Annotated in this window: 27 protein-coding genes and 2 pseudogenes; 19 read left to right on the top strand and 10 right to left on the bottom strand. The window is 60.4% G+C overall.

Features of this window, described 5'->3' with window-relative positions; genetic code table 11:
- Position 1 precedes the first annotated feature (1 nt).
- The 3 genes from sdhD to ACQ4W6_RS21590 all read right to left on the bottom strand — a co-directional run bounded on the left by sdhD (position 2) and on the right by ACQ4W6_RS21590 (position 1,982).
- Entirely contained in the window at positions 2-367 is a 366-nt protein-coding gene (gene sdhD / locus ACQ4W6_RS21600) for a succinate dehydrogenase, hydrophobic membrane anchor protein (protein ID WP_436569226.1), read from the bottom strand.
- A gap of 2 nt (positions 368-369) precedes the next feature.
- Positions 370-792: a succinate dehydrogenase, cytochrome b556 subunit gene (gene sdhC, locus ACQ4W6_RS21595; protein ID WP_436569225.1), complete on the bottom strand. Its 423-nt coding sequence runs from the start codon at positions 790-792 to the stop codon at positions 370-372.
- A 305-nt stretch (positions 793-1,097) separates the two neighbouring features.
- Complete coding sequence (locus ACQ4W6_RS21590) at positions 1,098-1,982, bottom strand: UTRA domain-containing protein (protein ID WP_436569224.1); 885 nt, start codon at positions 1,980-1,982, stop codon at positions 1,098-1,100.
- Between the two features lie 305 nt (positions 1,983-2,287).
- Between ACQ4W6_RS21590 and ACQ4W6_RS21585 the strand changes: the two genes are divergently transcribed.
- The 5 genes from ACQ4W6_RS21585 to ACQ4W6_RS21565 all read left to right on the top strand — a co-directional run bounded on the left by ACQ4W6_RS21585 (position 2,288) and on the right by ACQ4W6_RS21565 (position 9,238).
- Positions 2,288-3,277, top strand: a complete 990-nt coding sequence (locus ACQ4W6_RS21585) for a malate dehydrogenase (RefSeq protein WP_436569223.1) — start codon at positions 2,288-2,290, stop codon at positions 3,275-3,277.
- Positions 3,278-3,388: 111 nt separating this feature from the next.
- Positions 3,389-4,387: an HpcH/HpaI aldolase/citrate lyase family protein gene (locus ACQ4W6_RS21580; protein ID WP_436569222.1), complete on the top strand. Its 999-nt coding sequence runs from the start codon at positions 3,389-3,391 to the stop codon at positions 4,385-4,387.
- A gap of 13 nt (positions 4,388-4,400) precedes the next feature.
- Positions 4,401-4,961, top strand: coding sequence for a hypothetical protein (locus ACQ4W6_RS21575; RefSeq protein ID WP_436569221.1), 561 nt, complete (start codon positions 4,401-4,403; stop codon positions 4,959-4,961).
- Positions 4,962-5,049: 88 nt separating this feature from the next.
- Positions 5,050-7,770 (top strand): aconitate hydratase AcnA, encoded by a 2,721-nt coding sequence (gene acnA, locus ACQ4W6_RS21570; protein ID WP_436569220.1) that lies wholly within the window; start codon positions 5,050-5,052, stop codon positions 7,768-7,770.
- Between the two features lie 214 nt (positions 7,771-7,984).
- Complete coding sequence (locus ACQ4W6_RS21565; protein ID WP_436569219.1) at positions 7,985-9,238, top strand: DUF2863 family protein; 1,254 nt, start codon at positions 7,985-7,987, stop codon at positions 9,236-9,238.
- A 70-nt stretch (positions 9,239-9,308) separates the two neighbouring features.
- Here the strand turns inward: ACQ4W6_RS21565 and ACQ4W6_RS21560 are convergent, their stop codons facing one another.
- Entirely contained in the window at positions 9,309-9,773 is a 465-nt protein-coding gene (locus ACQ4W6_RS21560) for a CYTH domain-containing protein (protein WP_436569218.1), read from the bottom strand.
- 12 nt (positions 9,774-9,785) lie between these two features.
- Positions 9,786-10,907, bottom strand: coding sequence for a M14 family metallopeptidase (locus ACQ4W6_RS21555; protein WP_436569217.1), 1,122 nt, complete (start codon positions 10,905-10,907; stop codon positions 9,786-9,788).
- Between the two features lie 300 nt (positions 10,908-11,207).
- On the opposite strand from ACQ4W6_RS21555, the gene ACQ4W6_RS21550 reads away from it, so the two are divergent.
- The gene (locus ACQ4W6_RS21550; RefSeq protein WP_436569216.1) at positions 11,208-11,864 is read left to right on the top strand and encodes a TetR/AcrR family transcriptional regulator; all 657 of its coding nucleotides are present in this window, start codon (positions 11,208-11,210) and stop codon (positions 11,862-11,864) included.
- A gap of 91 nt (positions 11,865-11,955) precedes the next feature.
- On the opposite strand, the gene scpC is transcribed toward ACQ4W6_RS21550, so the two are convergent.
- Positions 11,956-13,452 (bottom strand): succinyl-CoA:acetate CoA-transferase ScpC, encoded by a 1,497-nt coding sequence (gene scpC, locus ACQ4W6_RS21545; RefSeq protein ID WP_436569215.1) that lies wholly within the window; start codon positions 13,450-13,452, stop codon positions 11,956-11,958.
- Between the two features lie 161 nt (positions 13,453-13,613).
- Here scpC and ACQ4W6_RS21540 point away from each other — a divergent pair, with 161 nt between their 5' ends.
- Positions 13,614-14,507, top strand: coding sequence for a LysR substrate-binding domain-containing protein (locus tag ACQ4W6_RS21540; RefSeq protein ID WP_436569214.1), 894 nt, complete (start codon positions 13,614-13,616; stop codon positions 14,505-14,507).
- Between the two features lie 69 nt (positions 14,508-14,576).
- Here the strand turns inward: ACQ4W6_RS21540 and fucP are convergent, their stop codons facing one another.
- A complete protein-coding gene (fucP, locus tag ACQ4W6_RS21535; protein WP_436569213.1) occupies positions 14,577-15,884 on the bottom strand; it encodes an L-fucose:H+ symporter permease in 1,308 nt (435 codons plus the stop codon).
- 506 nt (positions 15,885-16,390) lie between these two features.
- Here fucP and ACQ4W6_RS21530 point away from each other — a divergent pair.
- Complete coding sequence (locus ACQ4W6_RS21530) at positions 16,391-16,567, top strand: DUF3563 family protein (protein ID WP_436569307.1); 177 nt, start codon at positions 16,391-16,393, stop codon at positions 16,565-16,567.
- A gap of 254 nt (positions 16,568-16,821) precedes the next feature.
- On the opposite strand, the pseudogene ACQ4W6_RS21525 reads toward ACQ4W6_RS21530, so the two are convergent.
- Positions 16,822-17,019, bottom strand: a pseudogene (locus tag ACQ4W6_RS21525) (4Fe-4S dicluster domain-containing protein); the annotation flags it as partial.
- A 54-nt stretch (positions 17,020-17,073) separates the two neighbouring features.
- Between ACQ4W6_RS21525 and ACQ4W6_RS21520 the strand changes: the two are divergent.
- From ACQ4W6_RS21520 to ACQ4W6_RS21495, 6 genes are all read left to right on the top strand, one after another.
- Positions 17,074-17,499 carry a hypothetical protein gene (locus tag ACQ4W6_RS21520; protein WP_436569212.1) on the top strand — a complete coding sequence of 142 codons (426 nt, stop codon included), beginning with the start codon at positions 17,074-17,076 and terminating at the stop codon, positions 17,497-17,499.
- 606 nt (positions 17,500-18,105) lie between these two features.
- The gene (locus ACQ4W6_RS21515; RefSeq protein WP_436569211.1) at positions 18,106-19,149 is read left to right on the top strand and encodes an acyl-CoA dehydrogenase family protein; all 1,044 of its coding nucleotides are present in this window, start codon (positions 18,106-18,108) and stop codon (positions 19,147-19,149) included.
- A 1-nt stretch (position 19,150) separates the two neighbouring features.
- The gene (locus tag ACQ4W6_RS21510; RefSeq protein WP_436569210.1) at positions 19,151-19,921 is read left to right on the top strand and encodes a PIG-L deacetylase family protein; all 771 of its coding nucleotides are present in this window, start codon (positions 19,151-19,153) and stop codon (positions 19,919-19,921) included.
- Positions 19,918-20,562 (top strand): class I SAM-dependent DNA methyltransferase, encoded by a 645-nt coding sequence (locus ACQ4W6_RS21505; protein ID WP_436569209.1) that lies wholly within the window; start codon positions 19,918-19,920, stop codon positions 20,560-20,562. Before ACQ4W6_RS21510 ends, ACQ4W6_RS21505 begins: the two co-directional genes overlap by 4 nt.
- A complete protein-coding gene (locus ACQ4W6_RS21500; RefSeq protein ID WP_436569208.1) occupies positions 20,559-21,275 on the top strand; it encodes a glycosyltransferase family 2 protein in 717 nt (238 codons plus the stop codon). The genes ACQ4W6_RS21505 and ACQ4W6_RS21500 overlap by 4 nt, the downstream gene beginning before the upstream one ends.
- A 122-nt stretch (positions 21,276-21,397) precedes the next feature.
- Positions 21,398-21,523: a hypothetical protein gene (locus tag ACQ4W6_RS21495; RefSeq protein WP_436569315.1), complete on the top strand. Its 126-nt coding sequence runs from the start codon at positions 21,398-21,400 to the stop codon at positions 21,521-21,523.
- 26 nt (positions 21,524-21,549) lie between these two features.
- On the opposite strand, the gene ACQ4W6_RS21490 is transcribed toward ACQ4W6_RS21495, so the two are convergent.
- Entirely contained in the window at positions 21,550-23,562 is a 2,013-nt protein-coding gene (locus ACQ4W6_RS21490; RefSeq protein WP_436569207.1) for a S9 family peptidase, read from the bottom strand.
- Positions 23,563-23,783: 221 nt separating this feature from the next.
- On the opposite strand from ACQ4W6_RS21490, the gene ACQ4W6_RS21485 reads away from it, so the two are divergent.
- Positions 23,784-23,993 carry a type II toxin-antitoxin system HicA family toxin gene (locus ACQ4W6_RS21485; protein ID WP_436569206.1) on the top strand — a complete coding sequence of 70 codons (210 nt, stop codon included), beginning with the start codon at positions 23,784-23,786 and terminating at the stop codon, positions 23,991-23,993.
- 8 nt (positions 23,994-24,001) lie between these two features.
- Positions 24,002-24,385 (top strand): type II toxin-antitoxin system HicB family antitoxin, encoded by a 384-nt coding sequence (locus tag ACQ4W6_RS21480; protein ID WP_436569205.1) that lies wholly within the window; start codon positions 24,002-24,004, stop codon positions 24,383-24,385.
- A gap of 211 nt (positions 24,386-24,596) precedes the next feature.
- On the opposite strand, the pseudogene ACQ4W6_RS21475 reads toward ACQ4W6_RS21480, so the two are convergent.
- Positions 24,597-24,735 (bottom strand): annotated as a pseudogene (locus ACQ4W6_RS21475) (serine/threonine protein phosphatase); the annotation flags it as partial.
- A gap of 199 nt (positions 24,736-24,934) precedes the next feature.
- On the opposite strand from ACQ4W6_RS21475, the gene ACQ4W6_RS21470 reads away from it, so the two are divergent.
- The 3 genes from ACQ4W6_RS21470 (at position 24,935) to ACQ4W6_RS21460 (ending at position 26,385) form a co-directional block, all read left to right on the top strand.
- The gene (locus ACQ4W6_RS21470) at positions 24,935-25,204 is read left to right on the top strand and encodes a BrnT family toxin (protein ID WP_436569204.1); all 270 of its coding nucleotides are present in this window, start codon (positions 24,935-24,937) and stop codon (positions 25,202-25,204) included.
- A complete protein-coding gene (locus ACQ4W6_RS21465) occupies positions 25,188-25,538 on the top strand; it encodes a BrnA antitoxin family protein (protein WP_436569203.1) in 351 nt (116 codons plus the stop codon). The genes ACQ4W6_RS21470 and ACQ4W6_RS21465 overlap by 17 nt, the downstream gene beginning before the upstream one ends.
- 229 nt (positions 25,539-25,767) lie before the next feature.
- Entirely contained in the window at positions 25,768-26,385 is a 618-nt protein-coding gene (locus ACQ4W6_RS21460; protein ID WP_436569202.1) for a hypothetical protein, read from the top strand.
- Positions 26,386-26,495: the final 110 nt, after the last annotated feature.

Below are 26,495 nucleotides of genomic sequence, written 5' to 3'. Positions count from 1 at the left end.
ATTACACACTCCAGAGTATCTGTACCGTCCAGCCGGCACAAGCGATCAACCACAGCATGGTGGCAATTTGCAGGGTCAAACGGAGGCCAGCGCTTTTCACGTAGTCCATCCAGATGTCGCGTACGCCGACCCATGCGTGGTAAAACAGCGCCAGGAAGGTCACCAGGCTGAATAATTTAAACCACTGCTGTGCGAACAGACCAGCCCAGCCTTCATAGGTGAAGTTGCTGCCGGTCAGGAAAGAAATGAGCAAGATGGCAACATAGGCCACCATGACGATGGCGGTGACGCGTTGCGCCAGCCAGTCGCGCAAGCCGTAATGGGCACCGACGACGAGGCGTTTCGGTCCGATATTATTGTCTGCCATGTTTAAAATACTCCAAACAGTTTCAAAGCGACCAGAGCGGTCAGCACCAGACTGACGACCATGACCGACGAGGCGGTCTTGCGTGCCGAGTCTTTTTCGATGGCGACGTGCACATCCATGAACAGATGGCGGATACCGGCGCAGAAGTGGTGCAAGAAAGCCCAGACCAGACCCAGGGTGATCAGCTTGACGAACCAGTGCGAGGCGATGCCCTGAAAGTAGGCGAAGGACATTTCGGAACGCAGACTCAGTTCCAGCATGTACAGGATGCACGGCAGCAGGGCGAACATGATGAAACCGCTGATACGATGCAAGATCGAGACGATGGCGCCGATAGCCATGCGGTAGTTCGACAATTCGGTAACATGGATGTTACGGAATTGCGGCCGTTCTTTTTTTGGTACTTCTCTTACGGCTTCAGACATAACAAAAACCTCCCCTTTGAATTTCAACTAAATATTGAAGCCGCGATTTTCGCCGATTTTCGCCGCCCATACCAATATCTATTGTCACATATAACCAAAATGGTTTTTTACTACAAAATATCGCGCTACTTTCCGTAGTTCACGTAATTTAATTACAGAATCGCCGGCAAAACACAGCCCGCCGGGGCTGGCCATGCTTTACCTGCGCGCTCTGTTGTCTCCCATGCCTGCCTTGCGACAGGCACGTTCAAGCGATGCATTTCAGCCTTGCTGCTTGTCCGGGCGCCCAGGAGCACCCCGCTACTTCAGCTGAGTTCATTCTGATAATGATGACGACTGGTCAGGTACAAGCCCCGGCGCAGTTCGACCGGCTTGTCGCCGTAGGTAAACGACACGCGTTCGGAACTGAGCAAGGGCGTGCCGAAGTCGATATTCAATAGCTGCGCGGCGCCCGCGTCGGCGCACACGGCGCGGATCTGTTCGGATGCACGGATCATGCGCGTGCCAAATTCTGTTTCGAACAAGCCATACATGGGGCCCTTGTATTCCACCAGGCGCTCGGCCGTCAGGCCCTTGAAGATCAGGCCCGGCAGCCACAGCTCTTCGACGATGGTGGGAATGCCGTCGAAATACTGCACGCGCTTGATGAAGATCACGGCGTCGCCGGATTTCAGGTCCATCAGGCGCGCCACGTCGGCCGGCGCGCGCACGCGCTTGACTTCGATAAATTTGCTTTCCGGATAATGCGGCACGCCTTCGTCCGGCACCAGGCGCAGGAAGCGGAAATGCGCGCGCGCTTCATGGTGGGTGGAAACGAAAGTACCCTTGCCCTGGCGGCGCATGACGAGGTTTTCGGCGGCCAGCTCATCAATGGCTTTGCGCACCGTGCCCTGGCTGACCTTGAAACGCCCTGCCAGCTCGACTTCGCTAGGGATCAGCTCACCCGGCTTCCACTCGCCCGATTGCAGGCTTTGCGTGATGAGCGCCTTGATTTGCTGATACAGGGGGCTGAAGGTAGGCGAAGCGCTGGCGACGGGCGCGGCCGCCACAGTGGCATTGACGCTGGCGACAGGAACAGAAACGGTACTGACAGGGGCGTCAGCAGGCGTGGCCGAGGTGCCCGCGGTCGGACTGACCGCCCCGCTTGCAGCAGTGGCATTGTTGGTCAGGTTGGACGAGGCGGAATTCATAGTCCGACATTTCAACACAAATCACTGCCTGCGTCCAGTAAAACACGTGTAGTTATCTGTCTTATATAAGACATAAGATATGATTGACAGATACAGATCGGAGGCCTAAACTGCCCTCGATAAAACTTGTGAGCCAGCGTTTTATGTTGTCGGCCAGCCACTCTGGCCTCGTGCAACACAGGCGTTACGGCAGCGTACACCAGCAATTCGGTGGCGTGGGCCGGTTTTGGTATCATTATAGTTTTTCCGGATAAGCGTAAGCCCAGCTTCAAGCCCGTTTTCTTTCCCATTTTTGGAGATTCATCATGGCTAAAACCCCAATGCGTGTTGCAGTGACCGGCGCCGCCGGCCAGATCGGCTACGCTCTGTTGTTCCGCATCGCCAATGGCGACATGCTCGGCAAAGACCAGCCTGTCATCTTGCAATTGCTTGAAATCCCGGACGAAAAAGCCCAGAAGGCGCTCAAGGGCGTGATGATGGAAATCGACGACTGCGCATTCCCGCTGCTGACCGAGATGACCGCCCACTCCGATCCGCTGACCGCATTCAAGGATGTCGATGTCGCCGTACTGGTCGGCGCACGTCCACGCGGCCCAGGCATGGAACGCAAGGACCTGCTGGAAGCGAACGCACAGATCTTCACGGTGCAAGGCAAGGCGCTCGACGCCGTCGCTTCGCGTAATGTCAAAGTACTGGTGGTCGGCAACCCTGCCAACACCAACGCTTACATCGCCATGAAATCGGCACCATCGCTGCCAGCGAAAAACTTCACCGCCATGTTGCGCCTGGACCACAACCGTGCGCTGTCGCAAGTCGCTGCCAAGACCGGCACCGCCGTCAAGGATATCGAGAAGCTGACCGTCTGGGGCAACCACTCGCCGACCATGTACGCCGACTACCGTTTCGCCACTGTCAACGGCAAGGCCGTCAAGGACCTGATCAACGACCAGGAATGGAACGCCAACACCTTCCTGCCGACCGTCGGCAAGCGCGGCGCGGCCATTATCGAAGCACGCGGCCTGTCGTCGGCAGCGTCGGCAGCGAACGCCGCCATCGACCACATCCATGACTGGATGCTGGGCACCGCCGGCAAGTGGACCACCATGGGCGTGCCTTCCGATGGCTCGTATGGCATTCCTGAAGGCACCGTGTTCGGCTTCCCTGTCACCACCGACAACGGCGAGTACACCATCGTTCAAGGCCTGGAAATCGATGCATTCTCGCAAGAGCGCATCAACCTGACCCTGAAAGAACTGACCGAAGAGCGCGAAGGCGTGCAGCACCTGCTGGCCTAAGTCCAGTTTTGGCGGCGCGGCAATGCGCCGCCTGCCAAAGAAGGCCGCCCCGCGCATGTCGCGGCGCGGCTGTTTTATCAAGTAGTTTTTACCTGCAGAAATGCCCTAAGCATGCACCCTTCCGAGGTTTTATTCCAAGGCAAACGCCAGCCGCTGTTGCTCGCCGCTTGCGACCACTACGCCGGCTCTGAAAAGCTGATGCGTAAATCGATTGCTTTGCAACAAGAGCTTGGCCCCCTGTTCGACATCACGTTCGACTGCGAAGACGGCGCCAGCGCCGGCAATGAAGAAGCCCACGCCCAGATGATCGCCGGCCTGCTGGCCAGCGACGAGAACCAGTTCAACCGCATCGGCGTGCGCGTGCACCACGTCGACAGCCCGTTTTTCACACGCGACGTGGAAATCATCTGCGCTGCGGCATCCCGCCTGGCCTACATCGCCGTACCCAAAGTGGGCGGCGTGCAGGATGCCATGCTGGCCATCGACCTGATCAACCTGCATGCGCGCCGCGCTGGCCGCGACAACCTGCCCGTGCACATATTGATCGAGACGCACGGTGCGCTGCGCGATGCCTACGCCATTGCCGCCCTGCCCCAGGTCGAATGCCTGTCCTTCGGCATCATGGATTTCGTCTCGGCCCATTACGGCGCCATTCCGGCCGCCGCCATGCGCACGCCGGGCCAGTTCACGCACCCGCTGGTGGTGCGCGCCAAGCTGGAAGTGGCGGCCGCTTGCCACGCGCACGGCAAGGTGCCATCGCATAACGTGACGACCGATGTGCGCGATTCGGCCGTGGTGGCCAACGATGCCCAGCGCGCGACGGCAGAATTTGGCTACACGCGCATGTGGAGCATCCATCCGGATCAAATCAAGCCCATTATCAAGGCTTTCACGCCGCGCCTGTCCGAAGTCAATGAGGCCAGCAATATCCTGAATGAAGCGCTGCGCGCCAACTGGGGCCCGATCGCACAAAATGGCCGCTTGCACGACCGCGCCAGCTACCGATATTATTGGACCGTTTTGCAACGCGCCAGACTGGCGGGCCTGGGCCTGCCCGAGGCGGCCTCTGCATTATTGAATACGCCCTCTTCCAGCACCACTGAAAACTGACAGGAATTACACAATGTCCATCTCCAAATTAGCAATTGCCTGCAGCGTCGCGCTGGGCGCCCTGACCCTGACCCTGGCGCCGACCAGCTTCGCTGCCATGGACACCAAGGAGCCAGCAAAAGCCAAGGCGGCCAAGGCCACCAAAACCGCCAAGACAAAGACTGTCAAGGCGCAAGCTGCCGCCAAGGAAGCGCATCCGCTGGCCATGTCGGTGGTCGATAAGGAAGAAGCGGACGAACCGGATACGGCAGGCTCGGCCTCCACGGAATTCAATTGTGAACTTGGTAATAAAATTACCATTTACACCAATGCGACTGATGACAAACACATCGCCCTGCGCTGGAAGAAGCGCCTGCATCGCCTGAGCCGTGTGGGCACCACCACCGGCGCCAATCGCTTCGAGAACCGCTTGTATGGACTCGTCTGGATCGGCATCCCGGCCAAAGGCATGCTGCTCGATTCCAAGCAGAGCCGCCAACTGGCCAATGAATGCAAGGATGCGGAGCAAGCCAAGCCGGCAGCACTGGTGGAAGTCCCCGTCTCGCTGGGCGTGCTGCCAGTTTCCGGCGGCTGATGTGCGTAGCAAGGGCCTCTTCGGGGGCTCAGTCATGTTTTGTACCCTGAATAATCAATAAATAGACGATACCCAACAAGGAGAGGTCATGTCCCGCAACACTCTGAACACGCTCAAGGACTTTAATATTTCAGACAGCAAGAAGGGCAAGCTGTATTCCCTGCCTGCGCTGGAAAAAAGCCTGGGCATCAATGTCTCCCGCCTGCCAGTGTCGATTCGCATCGTGCTCGAATCGGTGCTGCGCAACTGCGACGGCAAAAAAGTCACCGAAGAACACGTCAAGCAATTGGCGAGCTGGGGCCCGACCGCCGAGCGCACCGACGAGATTCCGTTCGTAGTAGCGCGCGTCGTGCTGCAAGACTTCACCGGCGTACCACTGCTGGCCGACTTGGCCGCCATGCGTAACGTGGCTGCCAAAATGGGCATCGACGCCAAGAAGATCGAACCGCTGGTACCGGTCGACCTGGTAGTCGACCATTCGGTCACCATCGATCACTACCGCGAAAAGAAAGCGCTGGACCTGAACATGAAACTGGAATTCTCGCGTAACAACGAGCGTTACCAATTCATGAAATGGGGCATGCAGGCATTCGACACCTTCGGCGTCGTGCCACCAGGCTTCGGCATCGTCCACCAGGTCAACCTGGAATACCTGGCACGCGGCGTGCACCACTCGGGCAAGAAAGCCGGCGACGTGTACTACCCGGATACCCTGGTTGGCACCGACTCGCATACCACCATGATCAACGGCATCGGCGTAGTCGGCTGGGGCGTGGGCGGCATCGAGGCGGAAGCCGGCATGCTGGGCCAACCGGTCTACTTCCTGACGCCTGACGTCATCGGCGTGAACCTGTCGGGCGCGCTGCGCGAAGGCTGCACCGCCACCGATCTGGTGCTGACCATCACCGAACTGCTGCGCAAGGAAAAAGTCGTCGGCAAGTTCGTCGAATTCTTTGGCGAAGGCACCGAATCGCTGACCCTGACCGACCGCGCGACGATCGCCAACATGGCGCCGGAATACGGCGCGACGATGGGCTTCTTCCCTGTTGACGATGCAACCATCGACTACTTCAAGGGCACCGGCCGCAGCAAGGCTGAAATCGCCGCGTTCGAAGGCTACTTCAAGGCGCAAAACCTGTACGGCATTCCAAAAGCCGGCGACATCGACTACACCCGCGTGGTGGAACTGGACCTGGCGACGGTCGCACCGTCGCTGGCCGGCCCGAAACGCCCGCAAGACCGTATCGAAATCGGCAATGTCAAAGCCAACTTCGCGGAACTGTTCGCCAAGCCTACGAGCGAAAATGGTTTCAACAAGAAGCCGGCTGACCTGAACGCCGTGTACGAAACGACGAATGGCGTGAAAGTATCGAACGGCGACGTGCTGATCGCTGCCATCACCTCGTGCACCAACACCTCGAACCCGAGCGTGATGCTCGCTGCCGGCCTGCTGGCCAAGAAAGCCGTGGAAGCTGGCCTGAAAGTCGCTCCGCACATCAAGACTTCGCTCGCTCCTGGCTCGCGCGTCGTGACCGAGTACCTGACCGCTGCCGGCCTGCTGCCGTACCTGGAAAAACTGGGCTTCGGCGTGACCGCCTACGGCTGCACCACCTGCATCGGCAATGCCGGCGACCTGACGCCTGAGCTGAACGCTGCCATCGCCACCCACGACATCGTCGCTTCGGCCGTGCTGTCGGGCAACCGCAACTTCGAAGCGCGTATTCACCCGAACATCCGCTCGAACTTCCTGGCCTCGCCACCGCTGGTCGTCGCTTACGCGATCGCCGGCAACATGACGCGCGACCTGATGACCGAGCCAGTTGGCAAGGGCAAGGGCGGCAAGGACATCTACCTGGGCGACATCTGGCCGACCTCGGCTGAAGTCTCGGCCATGATGAAGTTTGCCATGAACGCCAAGGTATTCAAGGACAACTACGCCGACGTCAAGGGCGCACCAGGCAAGCTGTGGGAAAAAGTCACCACCGTTTCCGGTCAAGTCTACAACTGGCCAAAATCGACCTACATCGCGGAACCACCGTTCTTCGACAACTTCTCGATGACGCCTGCGGCAGTGGCCACCGGCATCGAAGGCGCACGCGCACTGGGCGTGTTCGGCGATTCCATCACCACCGACCACATCTCGCCAGCCGGCTCGATCCAGGAAAACGGTCCTGCAGGCAAATGGCTGAAGGAAAACGGCGTCCTGAAAGCGGACTTCAACTCCTACGGCTCGCGTCGCGGCAACCATGAAATCATGATGCGCGGCACGTTTGCCAACGTGCGTATCAAAAACCGCATGATCCCTGCCAAGGCAGACGGTTCGGCAGTCGAAGGCGGCATCACGATCCACCAGCCTTCCGGCGAAGAAATGTCGATCTACGACGCAGCGATGAAATACGTTGCTGAAGGCACGCCAACCATGGTCTTCGGCGGCGAAGAGTACGGCACGGGCTCGTCGCGCGACTGGGCAGCCAAAGGCACCCAGCTGCTGGGCGTGAAAGCCGTGATCACCCGTTCGTTCGAACGTATCCACCGCTCGAACCTGGTGGGCATGGGCGTATTGCCGCTGCAATTCATCGGCGACGACAGCGTGCAAACGCTGGGCATCACCGGCAAGGAAACCTTCGACCTGAAAGGCCTCGAAGGCGAAATCAAGCCACAGCAACAAGCTACCCTGGTGATCCACCGCGCCGACGGCAGCAGCGCCGAAGTCAAAGTCCTGCTGCGCATCGATACGCCTATCGAAGTCGATTACTACAAGCATGGCGGCATCCTGCCATTCGTACTGCGTCAACTGCTGGCCGAGTAATCACTCCAGCTGTGAAGTAGCATAAGAGCGCCGGTTTCGACCGGCGCTTTTTTTCGCCCGTCCACTCCATTTCCGCTTGAAATGTCGACTATTGGCATGATCTACAGACAGGTTCCGCATCGCGTGTGGCCGAATCGCCTACAATACGGTTATAAGGGTTTATCATTGTTTGACTGATCCATTTTTTTCCACTTTCCGAGACTCTTATCCCGCTATGCGTCGTCCTTCCAAAGATTCATCCCATAAACTGACTGCCGACAGCCAGCGCCTGGTCACCTTTGCCCAGGCGATCGTGCAGGCAGCCAGCCGTCTCGAAGAGCGGTCCTGGGAACACAGCCTGGATACGCAGCTCCAGAAATTACTCAAAACCGGCCACCAGGACACCATCGACAACACCCTGGGCAGCTTGTTCAAGGAAGACTTGAACGCCTACGACGTGCTGATGGACTGCGTTGAAGCCGTCAGCGAATCGACCGTCGTCATTCACGAAGACGTGCACTACGATGCCCTGCTCGTCGCCGTGCCCATCCTCGCGTGGACGCGCTTTTCCATCGCCTCCGGCCCCATGGCCGGCGACGCGCACGGCGTGCTGTCGGCGCACTTTGCAGCCCACCTGCTGGCCGACGGCACGAAAATGGCCATGGCGCCAACCCTGTATTCAATCGACCAGCTGCCGCGCAGCCATGTCGAAACCTATACTAAGACACAAAAATTGGCGCAAGCCGCCCTGAAAGGCACGGCCGTCAAGCCGTCGCCGAAAGAGGCGGAAACGGCGCCCTTCCTGGCCGACACGCGCTACCTGCTGGTGGCTGTGGTGGCGGCTAGCGGTGCGCCGCTGTTCCGCTGGCAAACGCCGGCCAGCCAGCTCGACTTCATCGCCGAGCGCAGCGCCGCCCTGGAACAATGGCGCACGCAAGCCACGCCGACGATCACCCGCATGCTGCCCGGCTGCGGCCTGGAGTTGCTGCTGCCGGAAGCGTATTACGTGGCGTGCCGCGAAGCGGACAAGCTGATACGCCCCGTCTCCGTGCGCGCCGCCGTGCACTACCTGACGCACACGCTGGCCATCGAGCCAGCGGAATTGCGCGCCGTGATCGCCGGCTTCGGCGAGGAAGCGGCCGATGGCCAGGTCGATGAATACCGCATCGCCTTTACCCTGCGCCAGGCGCCGGACGTCATCTACGGCATCGTCTGGCCCCTGTACGGCCAGGAAGACGAAGATGGCACGCCGATCGAAGGCTTGATCCAGGTCGGCATCGCCGCGCTGGACAAGCAAAAGACGCCTGTCGATGAAATTATCGAGCATTTGAACGCCGCCGGCGTGACGCAGATCAAGCGCCACGAGGAACGTTTTGTCGGCGAATACTGCGACGATTGCGGCGCGCCCCTGTTTGCCGACCCTGTCGGTGAGCTGGCGCATGCGGAAATGCCGGAAGATACCCCCCAGGGCACCGAGCATTTTCACTAAATGATGTTGGTGTAAAAAAGGCGGAACCTCGGTTCCGCCTTTTGCATTTCCAACGACGCTTAACGCGCCATCACCACTGTGAAAACGGGTGGCGGATCAGATTCGCATTGTAATAACGCGCGTCGCCCGACACTTCCGCGCCGATCCAGTCGGGCTTGTCGAACGGCTGGTCTTCCGATGCCAGTTCGATCTCGGCCACCACCAGGCCCGCGTTGGCACCCAGAAACTCATCGACTTCCCACACCATGCCCGCGTGGGTGATGCGGTGGCGGTACTTTTCGATCAGCGGCTGCTCGCACAGGCCGTCGAGCAATTCGACGGCGTCCGCCAGCGGAATCGGGTATTCCCATTCGCCGCGCGAGGCGCCCACGTTCGCGCCCTTGATCGTCAGCATCGCCTGCCCGCCTTCGATACGCACGCGCACGACCCGCTCGCGCGCCGACGACAGATAGCCCTGGCGCAGCAGGACCGGCTGGCCCAAGGTGCGCCAGGCGTCGCCGGCAAGCAGAAATTTACGCTCGATCTCGATACCCATGAACAACGCCGCTCAATCCAGCGACAGCAAGATAGGCTGCAGCAGCGCCGCGCCCAGGGCCGCGCTGCGCGCGCCATTCCAGCCCACGGCTGGATCAGGCAAGTCGGCGTTTTCCTTGAACGGCATTTCCAGGGTCAGTGCCAGGCACTGGAAGTGGTGGCCAATGTATTTCGATGCCAGGGTCAGCATGTCGGACTTGTACTTGCTGGCCGCATAGCCGAACTTGTCCTGGAAGTCGGGGCTGGCGTTCTTGTAGCGCTCGATGAAGGCTTTCTGCTGCGCCGCTTGCGCTGGCGTAAAGTTTTCCAGCATTTCGTTGCCGGCCACGAAGTTGTATGGCAGCGCCTCATCGCCGTGGATGTCGAAGAACATGTCGACGCCCGTTTCGTGGATCTTGTTTTTCACGCACAGCACTTCCGGGCTGGTTTCCAGCGATGGCGTCATCCATTCGCGGTTCAGGTTGGCGCCGGCCGCATTCGTGCGCAGGTTGCCGCGGATGGAGCCGTCCGGGTTCATGTTCGGCACGATGTGGAACACGGCGCGCTGCAAGAGTTTACGCGCGATCGGGTTGGCATCGTCCAGCAAGGAGTCGATCAAGCCTTCGACATACCATTCTGCCATCGATTCGCCCGGGTGCTGGCGCGCGATGACCCAGATTTTCTTTTCCGCCTGCGGGTTGCCGATGGTGACCAGGTTCATGTCGCGGCCATCGACCGTGCTGCCCAAATCGGATACGCGTGCCAGCGGATGCTCGGCCACTTCGCCCAGCAAACGCAGATGGCGTTCCCACGAATATGGCTCGAAATAGGCGTAATACACGCTGTCGAGTTCAGGCGTATGCGAAATCGTCATGACCTGGCCATCAAACGAGGTCGGCACGCGGAACCAGTTTTCGCTGTCGTAGCTGGCCATCGCCTGGTAATCTTCATAGCCGGCCGGATAGGTGGCCTGGCCTGCGTTCAGGAAGCGCATCGTGCATGCCTGGTCGCGCGCGCCCTGCAGGCGGAAATGGAACCACTGGTGGATATCGGCGTGGCTATCCTTGCGCAAGTTCAGCTCGATGGCACCAAAGCTGGTGGCGCTCACCACGTCGATGGCACCCGAGTCGAAGTTCTGGCTGATTTTAATGGTCATGTAAGATCCCGTCCAAATGTAAGTGTTCCGGCACAGCCTCGTGGGTTAGCGCCGTCGCGCTAAAAAACGCAGTGTAAGCTATCCCGCTATTTTCCGCCCTTTGGCCCCGTTCGCAAAGCCTGAGATGCCCATTCACAGAGCAATCAGGGGCATCGATGGAAAAGCGCCAGGCAAAAACGCGAAAAGTTGGCCAACTGTCGCATCTGCCGGACAAAAATCTGATTTGTAACAATGTCAGACACATTGGCAACCCGCAGCAGCCCTATAATTCTTTCTTTCATAGGTCGCCAGGAAAGAGTCGTGGACAAGAAGTTAACGAATATTCAAGAAAGAAAGTTACGCGAAGCTCAGGCGCGGCGCGAGCACATCATCGACGTCGTCAAGGATCTCATCAAAAAGGGTGGTGCGCGTGCCGTTTCCATCCGCAAGGTGGCCGAAGCGGCCGGCTTTTCCACTACCGTCGTGTACGCCCTGTTCCGCGACAAGGCCACCCTGATCGCCCAGGCCATGGACAAGGACTTGCTCGAACTGGTGCGCGCCATGCGCGACGCCTGCGCCGGCAGCGACGACCCGTGGAAACGCATCATCCTGGTTGGCCGCGCCTACATCGAGTATGGTTTTCAGCACCCCGACGAGTATTGCCTGATCTTCATGGAGTTGCGTCCGCACGCAGAAATCGATGCCGCCCTGGTCGAGCACGGCAATATCGAACAGGACCCGTATGCCTATGCCTTGAGCCTGTTCCAGGACTTGGCGCAGGCAGGCCAGGTGCGCAATGATGAGACGGCCCTGCACGCCATGACGCAAATTTTCTGGCAATCGCTGCATGGGCTGGTGTCGCTGCGCATCGTCATGGACGCGGGCGACCCGTGGACGCCGCACCTGGAAATGGAGCAGCATATCGACGATTTGCTGGCCGTCGTCACGACAGGCATCGGCCTGCGCTTTGCGGCTTGAGCTTTAAGCTGGCGCAACATGCGCCAGACAAAAAAATAGGCAGGTGCGGGAATGATCCGCCCTGCCTTGCCTTACCTTGCTGTCAGTAAACTTACTGCGCTTCGTGCATGCTCTGCGTTTCCTGGTAGCGCACATGCCACGACAGCGCCTGTTCCAGGATGTGCGGCGTGTGGCCGCCACGCTGGCATGCCGCATCATAATAGGCGCGCAGTTGCGCACGGTAATCGGGATGCGTGCAGCGCTCGATGATCAAAGGCGCCCGTTCGCGTGGCGCCAGTCCGCGCAAGTCCGCATAGCCCCACTCCGTGACCAGCACATCGACGTCATGTTCCGTATGGTCCACATGCGAGACCATCGGCACGACGCTGGAAATGCGCCCGCCCTTTGCCGCCGATTTCGACACGAACATCGACAGCTGGCCATTGCGGGCGAAGTCGCCCGAGCCGCCGATGCCGTTCATCATGTGCGTGCCGCACACGTGCGTGGAGTTGACGTTGCCATAAATATCGAATTCCAGCGCCGTATTCAATGCAATGATGCCCAGGCGGCGCACGATTTCCGGGTGGTTGCTGATCTCTTGCGGGCGCAGCACGATCTTCGAGCGGTAATGGTCGATATTGTCCATCAGCTTCTGGTGCACGGGTGCCGACAGGGTAATCGACGAAGCGGAAGCGAACGCCAGCTGGCCCGAGTCGAGCAGCTCGATGGCGCTGTCCTGCAGCACTTCCGAATACATCGTCATGTTGCGGAAGGGCGAACCGATCAGCCCATGCAGCACGGCATTGGCGATGGTGCCGATACCCGCCTGCAGCGGCAGCAATTCGGGGCCCATGCGCCCGGCCGCCACTTCGCCTTCCAGGAAGGCGATCACATGGCCGGCGATGGCTTGCGTTTCCGCGTCCGGCGGCAAGGCGTTCGACGGGCTGTCGGGGCTGTCCGTGATGACGATGGCGGCGATGCGGGCCGGATCGATGGCAATGGCCGTGCTGCCCAGGCGCTGGTCGACGCGCGTGAGGGGAATCGGCTCGCGGCCAGGCAGGCTTTGTGGAATATAAATGTCGTGCAAGCCTTCCAGCGCCAGCGGCGTGGACAGGTTGATCTCGATGATGACCTGCGTTGCCTGCTGGGCAAAGGCGGCAGAGTTGCCCACCGACATGGTCGGGATGATGGCGCCAGCTGCCGTGATGGCGGTCGCCTCGATGACGGCGATGTCGACGGCAGCCAGATTGCCCGAACGCAGTTGCTCGGCCGTTTCCGACAGATGCTGGTCGATGAACATGACTTCGCCACTATTAATCTTGCCGCGCAGCACGGGATCGACCTGGAACGGCATGCGGCGCGCCAGCACGCCCGCCTCGGCCATCAGGCCATCGCTGCCATTACCCAGCGAGGCGCCAGTGATCAGCGTCAGGCTGAGTGGCTCTTGCAAGGCGCGCTCGGCCAGTGCGCGCGGCAGGGCCTTGGCATCGCCGGCACGGGTAAAGCCGCTCATGCCGACACGCATGCCGTTGTGGAACAATGTGGCTGCCTCGGTTGCGCTCATGAGCTTACTCAGCAAGCCTGGGTGGCGGATACGGTCCTCGTACATGGTGATGCTCCTGATATATTCTTAATATTCTCAAACTGGATGGCTGTCATACACCAGCCTCATAAGTGGATTCAGTATAAAATCCTGGCTACATGCATGGCATGAATTAATTTCGCCACATCCAGTCGATATTTTCATGCTTCGCCAAGGCGAGCACCATCTTGGATATCCGTTCCCTGCGCTATTTCGTCGAAACCGTGCGCCTGTCGAGCTTTACGCAAGCGGCCGAATCGCTGCACCTGACCCAGTCGACCATCAGCAAGATGGTGCGCCAGCTCGAGGACGAGGTGGGCGCCCAGCTGCTGGTGCGCGACGGGCGCAAGCTGACCCTGACCGACACGGGCCGCATCGTCTACCAGCACGGCCAGGAAATGCTGGCCAATATGCGCCAGCTGACCCTGGAAGTGCGCGACACGCAGGCGCTGGCGCGCGGCAGCCTGACAGTCGGCATCCCGCCCATGATCAATGTGCTGTTCACCCCCGTGCTGAAGGCTTTCCGTGCGCGCCATCCGAACATCAGCCTGACCCTGCAGGAAGACACGGGCCAGCAGATCGAGCGCAAGGTGGCGGCCGGCGAGCTGGAAATCGGCATGACGGTGCTGCCGGCCGATCCGGAACTGGACCTGGTGGCGGTGAGCATCGCCAGCTACCCGATCTGGGCCCTGGCCGAGCCGGGCACGTTCCAGAAAAACCGCACCACACTGCCGTTCAAGGCACTGGCCGACCTGCCGCTGGTGCTATTGAAAGATGATTTCGCCCTCACGCGCAGCCTGCGCCAGCACTTCGCGCAAGCGGGCTTCGCGCCGCGCATCGCCGCCCAGAGCGGCCAGTGGGACTGGCTGGTGGCAATGGCCTCGGCCGGGCTGGGCGTGGCCCTGCTGCCGGAACCGTTCATCCACCGCCTGGCCGGCGAGCCTCTGGAAACGGTACGCATCGTCGCGCCGGAAGTGGCCTGGCAGGTGGCGCACATCTGGAGCGGGCGCTACCTGTCGCACGCGGCGCGCGCCTGGCTCGAGGTATGCCAGGACGTACTGGGCACCAAATTCGAGCATTGACGTAAAAAAGGGTGGCCGAGGCCACCCTTCTCATTACCGCAACGATGATTGATTGCGACGACCAGTTGCTTACTTCACGGCGGCGTCATCGCTGTACATGCTGGCGTATTTCCAGCCGAAGTACAGGATGAAGGTGTAGCACAGGGCCGGCACGATGAAGGACAGCTGCAGGTTGATGCTGTCGGCCAGGAAGCCCTGGATGAATGGCACGATGGCGCCGCCGACGATGGCCATACACAGGATGCCCGAACCTTGGCCCGTTTGCGCGCCCAGCTTGTTCAGGGCCATGCTGAAGATGGTCGGGAACATGATGGAGTTGAACAGGCCGACGGCGATCAGTGACCACATGGCCATATGACCGCTGGAGAACACGGCGACGAGGATCAGCGCGATCACGATGGCGGCGTTGAATGCCAGCGTCTTGCCCGGGCTGACATAGCGCATCACGGCAAAGCCCACGAAGCGGCCCAGCATGGCGCCACCCCAGTAATAGCTGACGTAGTAGGCGGCGTCGGCATGGCTGAGGCCCGCGATATGGCTTTCGCCCAGGAAGTTGATCAGGAAACTGCCGATACTGACTTCACCGCCCACATACAGGAAGATGGCCAGCGCGCCCAGCACCAGGTGGCGGTGCGACCAGATCGAGACCTTGTGGCCATCCTGCGCCAGGCTGGCCGCGTCGTTGGCATGCGAAATCTTCGGCAGCTTGGCCAGCGCGAACAGCACGGCCAGGATCACCAGGGTAGCGGCCAGCACCATGTACGGACCTTGCACCGAGGCCGCTTCCTTGGCGCGGTAGGCCAGTTGCTCGGCCGCTGGCAGCAGGTCGAACTGCTGCACCGTCAGGACCGTGCCCGACAAAATCAGCACGCCACCGAGTGCCGGCGCCACCGTGGTGCCCAGCGCATTGAACGCCTGCGTCAGGGTCAAACGGCTCGACGCCGTCTGCGGGTCGCCCAGTTCCGTCACATAGGGATTGGCGGCCACCTGCAGCACGGTGATGCCGGCCGCCAGGATGAAGAAGGACAAGAGGAACAGCGCGTAGCTGCCAGTGGAGGCGGGATAGAACATGGCGCAGCCGGCGGCAGCGATCAAGAGGCCCGTGACGACGCCGTTCTGGTAGCCAATGCGCTTGATCAGCATGCCGGCCGGCAGGGAGACGATGGCGTAGGCGCCAAAGAAGCAGAATTGCACCAGCATCGCCTGGACATAGGTCAGCGTGTAGATCGAGCGCAAATGGGGGATCAATACATCATTGAGCGATGTCAGCAGCCCCCACATGAAAAATAGCACCGTGACAATGATCAGGGCGCCTGTATTGTTTTGCGTGCCGGCCCGTGCGGGCTGTGCGCCCAGGCCTTGCTTTACGTATTCCATACCTTCTCCATTTTTCAAATCCAAGTTTTGTCTTGCCAGGCATGGAAGCAACTCCATCCGGGCAGCAGCCGGACGCACAAGTATCCTCACCGAAGCGTGCGCCAGATATCAGCGTGGGCTATGACTGCCATCAGCAATATGGGGCAAGCATGGTGCAATTCTCGCGCGGCAGATGCACGGTCGAGCATTTCTCGCCAGGACACGATTTTTCGGAGCAGCACGTCGGCGGGCTGCGTCTGAAAACAACATCCAGGTAAAAACAGTCTTGTAGTAAAACTACGATGCTGCGCCCGCATTATGCCCGAAAGCCCCGTAATGCGCAGCTTTCCCGCCTGTTATTCCAAAATTGAATAGCCGACATTCGAAATAGAAAGTAGCCTTATATCTTGGAATTGATATACTTATGTTGCAGTGCAGCACAACGCGGCACGCCACACAAGGAGTCTGCCATGTCTACCGCATTTACCTATCACACCACGCAAAACAACAACATCATCGCCACCCTGTTGCATGCCGCAAAACGCCTCGGCACCTGGCTGGCCCAGAGCAGCGATCACCGCGAACGCGCCTATGAGGAAGCCTACCTGGCCGAAGCGACGGACCGCTACGATCTGGAATACCGCATGCGCGAACTGGCCCGTGCCAACCCGCAGCCAAGCTGGATGAGCGGTCTGAGTCGTTAATCATTGTTGAGCAGTGCATTCGCAGTAACAGCAGCACCATCAATAGTCCCATCCTGCTCGCCTCCGGCTTGAGCACAGGATGGGCCATGCCAGCGTATTTTGCTACCCGGCATGGCACCGGGCAGCAGCACTATGTTGCAGCGCATCAGGTCATTTTTCTGACACCTTGCCCGTTTACCTGTCAATCCATCTAGTTTTACTACGTACTTCTACCGATCCTTTTTGGCGGAATGATGTCTACTCTTCCCGCCCCGTGCGTTGAGCAGATCGGCCGTCGCCTCCAGTCCCAGCAAGTGGGGCGAGATGATCTTGCCGATCAGCCCCGGATACATGGTGCCATAGACGCGGCCGCCGATGCGCGTGTAGACGGGACAGTGATTCATGCAGGCGCCGCAGCGTATGCATTGCAGGGTGGCGCGCAGCTGCGCGTCCGCAAGCGCCTGCTCCGAACCGGCGCTGCCTGGCTCTATAATCAAGCCTCTCGCCAGCCACATGCAGATTGCCCCATGACCGTCCTCAGCCACACCCATCCGCTGGCCGTCCAGTTGGAAAACGACTTGCTACCTCTGTTTCGCGCCGCGCTGCCGCAGCTCTCGGCTGCCGCGCCACAGTTGCTGGCGTCGGTGTTTGCCTTTTCCAGCGGTAACAGCAGCGCCTTCCAGGACTATCACTTCGGCATTTCCTGTCTGCTCGACAATATTCCGGAAGATCAGCCCGAAGAAGTGGCCTTGCTGGTCAGCGTGGCGGGACTCGAAGGCAGCGCGCAACTGAGCGCGAAAGTGGCCTGGGGCCAGCCATCGGGGATGGTGGAAATGCAGGCCGATTTGCCGGAAGCGAGCATGCCAGCCCTGCACGCGGCGCTGCCTGGCTTGCTGGCCGCCTTGCGTCAGGCGGCATGCCGTGGCACGCCGCCCATTGTGACAGCAGCATGAAAAAGTGCCGCTAAACAACAACTTACGATTTCCGTATCACAACAATATAGGCTTGCACTAGCCATCCCCCATTATCCTTTCAGTGACGTTTGGTGAGAATGTGTGCCTGCTTATGCGGCCGCCTGACATGCGCTCGACCATGCCATCCCTGACGACTTCCCTACCGGGCTGCGCGTCGCTTGTGCTGGTGGCCCCGTTCGCACAAGCGCAGCCCGCCAGCGATGACTGGGACGCGTTTCAAGCCAGCCCGCGCCACGCCACGCCTTTGAACCGCTGCTGCCACATGCAGGCAGCGGATGCTTGGCATGAGAGGGGATATATTGATTTAAATCAACTCACGAATAGATTCAGTGAGAATTCCCCCCTATCGAAAATCCTATAATCAGGCCCCGCTACGGCATGCGTGCCTGGCCGATGAAAAGGATGATGGATGAAAAAGTATTGGCAATATTGTTCTCCACGAGCAGCGCCTTTTGGACGTGCAGCTTTAACCTCACCGGACTTGGCGCCCCCTCATACACTTGCGCCGCTTAGGGCGCGAATGTGCAGAATCGAACATACATTGCAAAAATAGAAAGGTATTCTATTGAAAAACAGGAGCTCTCCATGTCATCCACCACCTTTGCCCCACCGTCCAGCCCACGTTTCAGCCAGGCCGCCCTGTCCGCCCTGATGCCAGCGCCAGACGCCACTGCCTCGCCCATCGACAAGCTGCGGCGCCTGCTCGACGCCGGCCTGGACCAGTTGCCCCTGCCCGGCCATGGCGCCACATTGCAGCGCTGGCAGGCGCTGGCCGCCGTGGCCGCCATCGACCTCTCCCTGCTCAAGCTGTATGAAGGCCATACCGATGCACTGGCCATCCTGGCCGAAATCGACGGCCCCGGCGCGCCGGCAGGCAGCAGCTGGGGCGTGTGGTGCGCGGAAATGCCGGGCGCGCGCGTCAAGCTGCAGAAAACGGCCGATGGCCGCCATGTGCTCGATGGACGCAAGGCCTGGTGTTCCGGGGCAAGTGGCCTCAGCCATGCCTTGATCAGCTGCTGGAACGACGAAGGCCAGGCCTGCCTCGCCTCCGTGACCATGGCGCAGCCCGGCGTGCACGTCACGGACGAAGGCTGGCATGCGGTCGGCATGGCCGCCTGCAACAGCGTCGACGTGACTTTTTCTGCCGCACGCGCCTTTCCCGTGGGTGCGCCGGGCGCCTACCTGGAGCGCCCCGGTTTCTGGCATGGCGGTGCCGGCATTGCAGCGGCCTGGTATGGCGCCGCCTGCGCCATCGCCAGCCATCTGCATGCGCGCGCGCAACAAGCTGCACCCGATCCCGTCCGTCTGGCGCAACTGGGGCAGATCGACTGCGCGCTGCGCGCCGCAGGGGCGCTGCTGCGCGAAGCGGCCGCCGAAATCGACCGCCATCCGCAGCGTGACGCCATGGGCCTGGCGCTGCGCGTGCGCCTGGCGGTGGAAGACACCGCCACCCTGGTCCTGCACCAGGCCACGCGCGCGCTGGGCGCCGGCCCCTTGTGCCGCGATGCACAGTTCGCGCGCCTGGCGGCCGACCTGCCCGTGTTCCTGCGCCAGAGCCACGCCGAGCGCGACCAAGCCTTGCTGGGCAGCATCATCGCTGGCGCCGAAGAGCATCCCTGGAGCCTCTGACATGTGCACCGCTGCCGCCACATGCGAGCGCCGCATCGAAGGCGGCGGCACGACTAGTCTGGCATGGCAGGGTTGGCCTGGGTGGGCTGGCTTGCCCACCATCGGCGCGGACGAACTGGTGCCCCCTGGCGCGCGCGCCGTCATCGTCGCCCCCCATCCCGACGATGAAATCCTCGCCTGCGGCGGCTTGCTGCAACTGCTGGCGGCACAGGGCAGCGACCTGCTGCTGGTCGCCGTCACCGATGGCGACGCCAGCCATGCCGGTTCGCCACTCTGGCCGCAGGAACGCCTGCGCCGCGTGCGCCCGCAGGAGTCCGCGCAAGCGCTGGAAACGCTGGGACTGGCGCCGCCCGCCTGGCTGCGCCTGCGCCTGCCCGATGGCGGCGTGGCCGGCATGGCGCCGCATCTGGCAACCTTGCTGGCAGAGCGACTGCAGCCCGGCGACAGGGTATTTACCACCTGGCGCCTGGACGGCCACCCGGACCATGAAGCGTGCGGCTGGGCCTGCGCTTCGGCGTGCTCGGCCAGCGGCGCCACCCTGGTGGAAATGCCAGTCTGGGGCTGGCACTGGGCCGTGCCGGGCGACATGTGCGTGCCCTGGCACCGCGCGCGCCGCCTGCCATTGCCCGCATCCGTGCTGCAGCGCAAGCGCGCGGCCCTGCACTGCTTTGCCAGCCAGATGCAAGGCGATCCGTCGACTGGCCAGCCCCCCATCGTTGCCGGCGATGCCTTGCAGCGCCTGCTGCATGCCTGGGAGGTGTATTTTCTATGAATCCATCGAGCATGCCAGACGACCAGCGCAGCGCCTATTTTGAACAGCTGTACCGGCACGCTGCCGACCCATGGCAGGTGCGCCGGCGCTGGTACGAGGAGCGCAAGCGCGCCCTGCTGCTGGCCAGCTTGCCGCAGCAGCGCTACGGCCACGCGTATGAGCCGGGGTGCGGCAACGGCGAGCTGACGCTGGCACTGGCGCGGCGCTGCGAGCGCGTGCTGGCGGCCGATGCATCGCTTGAAGCGCTGCAGCTGGCGCAGCGCAGGCTGGGTGAAGCGGGCGGCGACGTCAACGTCCGCTTCGCACACCAGCGGCTGCCGCAGGACTGGCCGCGCATCTTGCAGGGCAGCGACAAGTTCGACCTGATCGTTCTCAGCGAGATCGCCTATTATCTGGCGCCCGAGGAACTGGCGCGGGTGGTCGAACACAGCATCGCCAGCCTGGCGCCGGGCGGCAGCATCGTCCTGTGCCACTGGCGCGCGCCATTTGCGCAGCGTCTGCTATCGACCGTGCGCGTGCATGCGGCCTTCCAGGGCGCGCCTGGCCTGCACCGCGTGCTGCGCCACGAAGAAACCGACTTCCTGCTGGGCATCTGGTCCAATGATGCGCGCTCGGTGGCGCAGCGCGAGGGCTTCACATGATCGGCGTGGTAGTACCCGTGCATGACGAGGAGGCATGCCTGGACGCCTGCCTGGAGGCGCTGCGCGCCGCCGCCATCTGTCCGCTACTGTGCGGCGAAGCGGTCAGCATCGTCATCGTGCTCGACGCCTGCAACGACCAGTCGCAGCGCATCGTACTGGCGCATGCCATGCAGGCCGACCTGCGCTGGCGCCTCGACTGCATCGCCGTCAATGCCCACAACGTGGGTGCCGCGCGCGCCGCTGGCGCGAAACTGCTGCTGCAGCGGGGCGCGCGCTGGCTGGCCTTTACCGATGCCGATACCCGCGTCTCGCCGGACTGGCTGAGTGCCCAGCTGGCACTGAACGCCGATGCCGTCTGCGGCACGGTAGCCGTTGACGACTGGTCACCGCACGGCGACAACGCCGATGCCCTGCGCATACATTTCGCGCAGACTTACACGGACGCCGACGGCCACCGGCATATCCACGGCGCCAACTTCGGCGTGTGCGCCAGCGCCTACCTGCGCGCCGGCGGCTTCGCGCCCTTGCCCTGCAGCGAAGACGTCGCCCTGGTGGCCGCCTTGCTGGCATGCGGCGCCCACATCGCCTGGAGCGCCGCCCCGCGCGTGACGACCAGCGCCCGCCGCGATGCCAGGGCCAGGGATGGTTTTGGCGATACATTGCTGCAGGTGGTGGCAGCGATGACGGCGCGCCAGGCGGGCCTGGTCACATAGTTGGCGCCATCGTTTTCATTAGAACCATGCCCCTAGAAAATTACACAATAAACAAGCCAAAATCCGCGGCCTGCCGACAGCAGGCACGCAGGTAGCCGCGCAATTCGTCGTCATTGACGGGTTTGGCAAAGAACACCACGCCCGGCGGCACTCCGCCCCGGTCTTCCAGCGCTTGCGCAGGCAAGCTCGATACCGATGGCCAGGTCCCGCGCAAACGCCTGACCGGTATCGTGCGCCACGGCGAGTAAGGCCGCGCCGCACCAGTTACCGGCGATCAGCGCAGCGCTTCCGTCAGCCCCGGCGCAAACTCGGCGCCGTGCTTGATTTGCGCGGTGGATGCCTTGATCGTGCCGCCTATCGGCTCGGCGCGGCCATCGAGGCATTTGCCGAGGAAGTTTTCCGTCACCGCGTTGAAGGCGATGTTGTTGACTGGCCGGGCAAAGCCGTGGCCTTCGTCCGGGAACAGCACATAGGTGACGGGAATATTCTTGGCTGCCATCGCCGCCACGATCTGCTCCGATTCGGCCACATTCACGCGCGGGTCGTTCGCGCCCTGGCCGATCAGCAGGGGCCGCTGGATATTTTGCGCAAAGTTCAGCGGCGAGCGTTCCTTCAGCAGCGCGCGGCCTTCTTCCGTATTCGGGTCACCCATGCGTTTGTAGAACTGCTGCTTGCCCGCTTCCCAGTACGGCGGGATGGTTTGCAGCAAGGTGAACAGATTCGACGGGCCGACGATGTCGACGCCGCAGGCGAACGTGGTCGGCGTGAATGCCATGCCGACCAGGGTGGCGTAGCCGCCATACGAGCCGCCCATGATGGCCACCTTGTCGGCCGTGGTCACGCCGCTGTGCACGGCCCATTGCACCGCGTCGAGCAGGTCGTCATGCATCTTGCGGCCCCACTGCAGGTCGCCGGCCGAGATGAACTGCTTGCCGAAGCCCGTCGAGCCGCGGTAATTGACCGACAGCACGGCATAGCCGCGGTTGGCCAGCCACTGGTGATAACCGTTGTAGCCGTAGGTGTCGCGCGCCCACGGGCCGCCGTGCACCAGCAGCACCATCGGCACCGCTTGCGTAGCCTTGCCGCTGGCGTTCGCCCTCGATGCTTGCGGCAAGGTCAGGTAGGACACCAGGGTCAGCCCGTCGCGCGCCTTGATTTCCTGCGGATACATGGGCACCAGCGGCGCGCCTTCCAGCTCGGGCCGCGTCACATACAGGCGCGTCAGCTTTTTGGCCTTGCGGTCGTACAGCCAGCTCGATGCCGGTGCAGTGACGGCATCGACGTTCACCAGCCATTTGTCGTCCGCATCGGTGCGCGAAGCCACGCTGAACTGGCCTTGCGTATTTTTCTTCAGGAACGCCAGGTCGGCCTTGAGTTCGTCCGTCAGCGGCAAATATTCCTGCTGCAGATACTCGACCGAATAGGCCTGCACCCGCCCCGTGCGCGTGTCGTACAGCGCGTTTGCAATATCGGCGCGCGGGTCTTGCGCCACTACCGTGCTGTTGCCGCTGGCCACATCCTGCGCCAGCAGCGCCGAGGTATTGCGGCCGCGCGAATCGGTCCAGTACAAAGTCTTGCCATCGACCGTGAACGCCAGCGGCGCCGTGGTCTGCGAATCTTCCAGGCCGACCTCGGCCAGCGGCGCGCTCTCGACCTTGCCATCGGCCATGCGGAAATACTGCATGCCGCCATCGGCGCGCGCCTTGCTGGCGATGCGCAAATTGAGCTGCTCGTCGGCCAGGTAGCCGCCATAGCCATCATTTTTCTGCACCAGGGTCAGCTTGCCGCTGGCCAGGTCGAGGCTGTACACGTCATGCCAGCGCGCATCGCGGTTATTGATGCCCACCAGGATGCGATCCCTGACCTTGCTGCTGATCTGGATCACCCGCACGCGGGTTTTCTCGAACGGCGTGTAATTGATCTGCTTGCCAGTTGCGACATTCACGCCGTACAGCAGGAAGTTCTCGTCGCCGCCCTTGTCCTGAATGAACAACAGGGTGGTCGAATCGGGCGACCAGAAACTGCTGCGGAGCGGGCGCACGGTTTCCTGCGTCAGCGCACGCGCCTGCGCAAGGTCGCTGGCCGGCGCCACCCACACATTGAGCACGCCATCACGGGGCGCGATCCACGACAGCCACTGGCCGTCCGGACTGATCTTGCCCCCGGACTTGCTGGGATTACCAAAGATCTTCGCCCGCTCGATCAGCACAGTCTCGTTGACAGGGGCTTGGGCATGCGCCGGCAGTACGCTGGCGAACAACAGTGCAGGCAGGATATAGCGAATCATGGACACCTCATGGTTGATGAATCAAGGAAAAACATCAAAATTGTGCATGTGCCAGTAAATCATAGGCGAAATATGTATTGCCAGGTTGATCACAGCGATGGAGTACGGAAATCGGCGGACAAGATGCCAGAAACGGAGGATGAGATGCAGAGACTTGGAATGTGAAAAGTCCGCATCTTGGCTGAGAAATACACAAAAACTACACATAAAATTATAATAGTGTGTATTTTTTGTGTATAATTTACAGTTTTAACAGCGCAGACATCATCAAACAACTAAAGTCCGACGGATGGGAGCACATCTCCACTCGCGGCAGCCATCACAAGTACCGCAACCCTAAAACTGGCAAGTCTGTCATCGTTCCGCACCCGAAAAAAGACCTGTCGATTGGCACGGTAAATTCGATACTGAAACAAGCTGAATTAAAGTGATGCCACAAATGTTATATCCACTCTACGTATGGAAGGATGCCGACAGCGCCTATGGCGCTTCGTTTCCCGATCTGCCTGGCGTCAACACTGCCGCCGAAGATCTGCATGATCTAAATAAAGCCGCCCAAGAAGCCGTTGAGGCGATGTATGAAGGAGAGACGAATATTCCTGCCGCTTGCGCCATCGAGAAATGGACAAGCGATCCGGATTATGCCGGGGGCTTTTGGATGCTGGTTAATATTGACCTGTCGAAAGTCAACACAAAGCCGGTACGCTTGAATATCTCGCTGCCAGAAAGCCTGTTGCGAGATATCGACCTGTTCGCAAAATCACATCACCTCACGCGCTCGGGCTTCTTGGCCCAGGCGGCGATGAGGGCAATGGCGGAATAAAAAAAGCCTGCGATCGTAAGGCGGCAGGCTTCATAGGGGCGCGACAAGGCATCAAACGTCTCGGCTTCAGATTAGCCGCTGCCCTGCATCGCGCCATAGCGCCAAGCTTGAATTATGCGCACTGGATGAATCGTAAGGCACTCCACCGGCAGGACCGCGGACCGCTATATCATGGAGGGTGTCCGTGGTTGCCCCGCACGGCGTGGAACTAGGGCTTGGCCAGCCACTCCAGCACCTGTTCGGACTCGGTGCCGCGGTCGACCAGGTTGCCAACACTGAATAGGCGGTCGGCCGCCGTGTCGAAGCCGATCTGATCCAGGCGCCTGCAGGCGGCTGAGACAGCCATGGATATCGCCGACGATGAAGTCACGCCCTGCTGCGCTTTGCAGGAATCGCTTGCTCATCAGGCACCTCAAATAAAAGGCCGCTGGCGCACGGTTGCGGTCAGCGGCTAAAGCCCAGCAAGCCAGGCGGCGAGCCGGCCTGCTCTATACTTATTTGTATGCACAAATAAATTGACATGATATCTATTTGTGCATACAATAAACTATGAACTACACACACGACCCAAAAAAACTCGCACAGAACGTAGCCAAGCATGGCGTGTGGTTCGATATCGCAGAAGGCTTTGACTGGGAAAATGCAGTCGTCCGCATTGATGATCGTAACGATTATCCAGAAGCCCGGCTTGTCGCGATGGCCCCGATTGGGAGCCGCCTCTATGCGATGGTCTTTTGTCTCCGTGAAACAACTGTCCGCATCATCAGCCTTCGCAAGGCCAACCGTAGGGAAGTGAAAGAATATGAAAACCAAGCCTAAACTGATCCTGCCCACCGAGGCAGAGGATATCCAAATCAACGCCGGCATCGCCGCCGATCCGGATAACCCGGAATGGTCGGCTGGCGATTTTCAGCGGGCGCAGCCAGCGAAAAAGTTCTTTGGTGCCGCAACCCTTGAAGGTCTGGCCGCATTAAAACGTAAGCCAGGTGAGCGCGGACCGCAAAAGACAGCAGTGAAAGAGCGCATCACGATCCGTCTGTCGCCCGATACCGTCAGTCGCTTCCGTGCTACCGGGCCGGGCTGGCAGGCAAGAGTCGATGAGGCGCTGGCAGACTGGCTCGGCGCACATTCACCGGATGAACTGAGCGCCTGAGCAACAAAAAAGCCCGCGACCGTTAGGTGGCAGGCTTCATAGGGGCGTAACAAGTCATCAATGGTCTCGGCTTCAGGTTGGCCGCTGCCCTGCGTCGCGCCGTAGCGCTAGGCTTGAATTATGCGCGTTGGATGGATCGTAAGGCGCGCAGTGTACCAATTATGTACCTGTGTTTACGAACAGTGGCAAGATTTCTTTCAAGAAAGCACAATAGGCTTTTTTTGGGAAAATGGACATAGACCAATGGCTCAAACTCGCCCACCTAGCACTAACGGCCTTTTTCGGCGCGACAACAGCATGGCTTGGGATTCGGCAATATTTGGACGGTAATAAAACTGCACGCAGAGAAGAGTATAAATTCGCAAAACTATTCTTCGACGAACTCAAGCAACACCCGCCCATGCATGCATATGCGCGCAAGAAAGGGTTTCAGGCCATTGGTCGAAATCAAGATCTCCCACCTAATGTCATTGAACACTTAATGGACCTCCGCGACCCTGTGGGTGCCCTACAAGACTATGAATCATCCAGGGCGTATCTGAAGCATACAGCCGGTCGGGGAAAGCGCCAACTCGATTTCGCGAGCACTATTTTTTCGACGGATAGACGGCGAGAATTCATAAGCACCCTATATATTTTGGGCGCTATTTTCTCCTATATTGTCGCGTTCACACCTTGGTTTCTAAAAACCATAGAGAAAATATCCACCCCGGTCGCCATCAGTGCATCAGCCGTCTTTTCGCCCATTGGAATATTCTTTGCCGTCATACTTCTACGCGAGTTTCTGCAATTACGCCGCGCAATGCGCCTCGTCAAGATGCAGAACCAAGAAGCAGACAGCTGGTGAGCGACAATTATCTTGGCCGGTAGACGACAACTATCTTGGCCGGTTTATCACCTGAAACCGGTCCGGTGCGGAAGCGAGGTTTACAGTTGTTTCATTCAGCATGGAGCTGG

The organism is Janthinobacterium woesei (genome assembly GCF_051380875.1).
In the GTDB taxonomy this organism is placed as follows: Bacteria; Pseudomonadota; Gammaproteobacteria; order Burkholderiales; family Burkholderiaceae_D; genus Janthinobacterium.
Note: the sequence above shows the minus strand (reverse complement) of the source record. Positions and strands in the feature narration are given on the sequence as shown.